This window comes from Aliihoeflea sp. 40Bstr573 (genome assembly GCF_024105655.1).
Lineage (GTDB): Bacteria > Pseudomonadota > Alphaproteobacteria > Rhizobiales > Rhizobiaceae > Aliihoeflea.
Genome location: NZ_JAAAMH010000047.1, coordinates 1 through 4,287, shown reverse-complemented (window position 1 = coordinate 4,287; position 4,287 = coordinate 1). Strand labels below are relative to the sequence as shown.

The following is a 4,287-nucleotide window of genomic DNA, read 5'->3' as shown; positions in this document are numbered from 1 at the left end:
GGGGTCGGTTCCGGCTGAGGGCGAAATGACACCCTAAGCATGAGCAGGGTTGAGTGCGAGTGTCGGTTGCGGCTAGAGATTGGTCAGATCGTCCGGGTATTGACCGCCCCTCCGGACGAACTGGCTCCAGGTTTCCTCTCCTCGTTTCGAGACGACCCGGTGCGCGGGATCATCGGCAGCAGCCTCGATGAGGCCAAGGCGCACGAGGGGTGCGATGGTTCTGTCACCGAACAATTTTTCATAAGTCCGCTCCTGCAAGTCGAGCATCCACCCCGACGTTCCCCGTTCGGTGACGGCAGGAACAAGGCGTCCGCCCGAGGCGGGTCGGTCGCCACGCGACAGGGTGAACAGGCAAATGGTCCAGAAGGCGTCTCTCGGTCGCGGCGGTATCAGCGCCCATTCCATCGGTCCGCTGTCCGGTTGCGCGACTACGGGAGCGGGTCCGTGTTCACCGTCACGGATCCCCTCACGGTGTGCCCTCTCGAGCGCATTAGCGATCGCGCCTGCGGTATCGACAGAAAGCCCGTATTTCCGATTGTAGCGGTCCTTCGCGACTATCTCGTGTGCAATTTCCCTGAAGCGAGCCTTGCGATATGGATCGGTTGGGGCGCGGCTCGATCGCTTGCTCATGGTGAGGTCTCTATCTTTGGAGCCAGGGAAAATCTGTTGCGCTTGACGATGTCAGCGACGGTGTTCTTGCTAATACCGAGATCGCGAGCGATCCAGCGGTAGCTCCGGCCCTCGGCGTTCAGTGTCATGACCTTCGATGCAAGCCGATCCGATTTAGGTCGCTCGCCGGCTTGGCGACCGAGCTTTTTGCCGCGTGCTTTTGCTGCGGCGAGGCCGGATTTGACCCGTTCGCTGATCAGGTCGCGTTCGAACTCCGCGATGCCGGAGAGGAAAGTCGCCAGCATCCGCCCATGCGGCGACGACAGGTCGAACGCCATTCCGTTCATGGCGATGACGGAAACCTTCCAGTTCTCCAGTTCGCGCAGCGTATTGAGCAAGTCGATTGTCGAGCGTCCCCACCGGGACAATTCCGTGACCAGGATCACATCGATCTGCCTGGCCTGGGCAAGGGCCAGGACTTTCTTCCGTTCGGCCCGGTCGAGTTTTGCGCCGGAGCCCGTTTCCTTGAAAGTTGCCACCACGTCGTAGCCGGCACGGCTGGCGAATGCCGACAGGTCACGCTCCTGCCGCCCGCACGACTGATCGACTGTTGAAACGCGACAGTAGATGGCGGCACGTTGTCCCAATTGAACCTTCATGGATTTGGGCGCCGGAAAGCCTTGATTTGCACGGGCTGAGTGTTGTCCAGAACAGACTATACTTCAATAGGGACAGATCGAATGCCACGACGCCATATTCTCACCGAGCGACAGCGATCGGCGCTACTCGATCTGCCGACGGACGATCTGTCGCTGCTAAAGCACTACACATTGGGCGACGACGATCTGGAAAACATCGAGCAGCGCCGCAGACCGGAAAACAGGCTCGGCTTTGCCCTGCAACTTTGCGCATTGCGATATCCTGGCCGTGCATTTGCTCCGGGCGAGATGATTCCGCACGAAGTCCTTTCCTATATTGGCGCTCAGCTCGGCACTCCGGCCGATGCGCTTCTGACCTATGCCGCCAGGCGTCAGACCCGCCAGCAGCACATGGACACGCTGCGCGAAATCTACGGCTACAAGACGTTCTCGGGCCGTGGCGCCCGTGATCTGCGAGACTGGCTTTTCGATCAAGCTGAAGATGCCCGGTCGAACGAGGACCTTGCCCAGCGTTTTGTCGCGCGATGCCGGGAGACGTCGACTATTCTGCCAGCCGTATCGACAATCGAACGCCTGTGCGCGGATGCCCTGGTCGCCGCCGAGCGTAGGATCGAAACGCGGATTGCGGAAAAGCTGGATGCTGACGCGCGCGAGCGGTTGGACGGGCTTCTGACCGAAATGCTGGCCGGCAATATTAGCCGCTTTATCTGGCTTCGCAATTTTGAGGTCGGCAACAACTCGGCTGCCGCAAACCGCCTGCTCGACAGACTGGAGTTTCTGCGCAATCTGAATCTCGATCATCAGGTTCTCGCCGGCACCCCATCGCACCGTGTCGCACGCCTGCGCCGGCAGGGCGAACGCTACTTTACGGACGGCTTGCGTGACATCACCTCGGACCGGCGCTGGGCGATCCTTGCCGTATGCGTTGTGGAGTGGGAAGCGGCGATTGCCGATACTGTCGTCGAAACCCATGATCGGATCGTAGGGAAGACCTGGCGGGAGGCGAAACGGCTGCATGACGAGACGATTGCCGGTTCCAAGGCAGCGCTCACCGACACGATACGCGCCTTCACCGCATTGGGCGCCTCGTTGCTAGAGGCCCGCAACGATGGTGTGCCGCTGGAAATGGCGGTCGCCAATTCGGCGGAGTGGCACCGGCTCGATCAATTGGTCGCGACAGGTGCCCAGCTCAGCAACACGCTGGCCGATGAGCCGCTGGCTCATGTCGGACAGGGATACCATCGCTTCCGCCGCTATGCACCGCGCATGTTGCGATGCCTGAATATGGAGTCCGCGCCGGTCGCCCAGCCATTGGTTGCGGCAGCCGCGGCGATCGGGGAAATACGGGCGTCAGCATCAGCGGATGGGAGCTTCCTTAGGCCCAACTCGAAATGGCACCGTCATTTGCGAGCGAAGGAAAAAGGAGACAATCGGCTCTGGGAAGTCGCGGTTCTGTTCCACCTCCGCGATGCTTTCCGCTCCGGGGATATCTGGCTCGCTCATTCGCGCCGCTATGGCGATCTCAAGCAGGTGCTGGTGCCGATGATTACGGCGCAAGAGCAAGAGAACGCGAGGTTGGCCGTGCCGCTCGACCCGCAAGACTGGCTGGCGGATCGCAAGGCGCGGCTCGCCGACGCTCTGAAGCGGCTTGCTCGGGCCGCACGCAACGGAACCATCCCCCACGGCAGTATCGAAGAAGGAACGTTGCGGATCGACCGATTGACAGCAGACGTTCCGGACAGCGCTGAAGACCTGATACTCGATCTCTACCGCCGAATGCCGCCCGTACGGATCACCGACATTCTTCTCGAGGTCGATGCCGCCCTCGGCTTCACCGATGCATTTACCCATCTGAGAACCGGGGTGCCGTGCGACGACCGGATCGGTCTCCTCAACGTCCTGCTCGCAGAAGGGCTGAACCTGGGTCTCCGCAAGATGGCGGAGGCGACAAACACGCATGATTACTGGCAGCTCTCACGCTTTGCCCGCTGGCATGTCGAAAGCGATGCCATGAACCAGGCGCTGGCCATGGTGGTGGCTGCCCAGAGCAAATTGCCTATGTCGCGGTTCTGGGGCATGGGAATGACGGCATCGAGCGATGGCCAGTTCTTCCCGGCGGCGCGGCAGGGCGAGGCCATGAACATGGTCAACGCCAAATATGGCGCCGATCCCGGCCTCAAGGCTTACACTCATGTCAGCGACCAGTTCGCACCGTTCGCTTCACAAACGATTCCGGCTACCGTCAGCGAGGCGCCGTATATTCTCGATGGCCTCCTGATGAACGAGGTTGGCCGCCAGGTTCGCGAGCAATATGCCGACACTGCCGGGTTCACCGATCATCTGTTCGGGACCAGCGCCATGCTCGGCTACCGGCTTGTCCTGCGCATCCGGGACCTGCCGTCGAAGCGGCTGTACGTGTTCAATCCCGATGCGACACCCAAAGAGTTGCGCAAGCTGGTGAGCGGCAAAATCCGTGAAGAGCTGATCGTTGCGAACTGGCCTGACCTTTTCCGCTGTGCCGCCACTATGGCCGCCGGCAAGATCAGGCCCAGCCAGCTTCTGCGCAAGCTCGCTTCCTACCCGCGCCAAAACGATCTCGCGGTCGCGCTGCGCGAGGTCGGCCGCATCGAACGCACACTCTTCATTATAGAATGGATACTTGACACGGACATGCAGCGACGCGCCCAGATCGGACTCAACAAGGGGGAGGCCCACCATGCCCTCAAGAATGCGCTCCGTATCGGTCGCCAGGGTGAAATCCGTGATCGCACGGCAGAGGGACAACATTACCGGATCGCCGGCCTCAACCTCCTGACGGCGATCATCATCTATTGGAATACCGTCCATCTCGGCCATGCCGTCGCAGAGCGGCGGGACGAAGGACTCGACGTGCCGCCCGAACTGCTAGCCCACATATCCCCGCTGGGCTGGGCGCACATCCTGCTGACTGGCGAGTATCTGTGGCCCAAGAAGTAGAATGCTTAGGGTGTCATTTCGCCCTCAGCCGGAACCGACCCCA

General features: G+C 61.0%; 3 protein-coding genes. 1 reads left to right on the top strand and 2 read right to left on the bottom strand.

The features are described 5' to 3' along the window. Positions 1–72 precede the first annotated feature (72 nt). Positions 73–630: a hypothetical protein gene (locus GTK01_RS20750; RefSeq protein WP_252929734.1), complete on the bottom strand. Its 558-nt coding sequence runs from the start codon at positions 628–630 to the stop codon at positions 73–75. Further along, positions 627–1,256: a recombinase family protein gene (locus GTK01_RS20745; RefSeq protein ID WP_371924445.1), complete on the bottom strand. Its 630-nt coding sequence runs from the start codon at positions 1,254–1,256 to the stop codon at positions 627–629. Before GTK01_RS20745 ends, GTK01_RS20750 begins: the two co-directional genes overlap by 4 nt. A gap of 93 nt (positions 1,257–1,349) precedes the next feature. Between GTK01_RS20745 and GTK01_RS20740 the strand changes: the two genes are divergently transcribed. Further along, positions 1,350–4,244 (top strand): Tn3 family transposase, encoded by a 2,895-nt coding sequence (locus GTK01_RS20740; protein ID WP_252929731.1) that lies wholly within the window; start codon positions 1,350–1,352, stop codon positions 4,242–4,244. Positions 4,245–4,287: the final 43 nt, after the last annotated feature.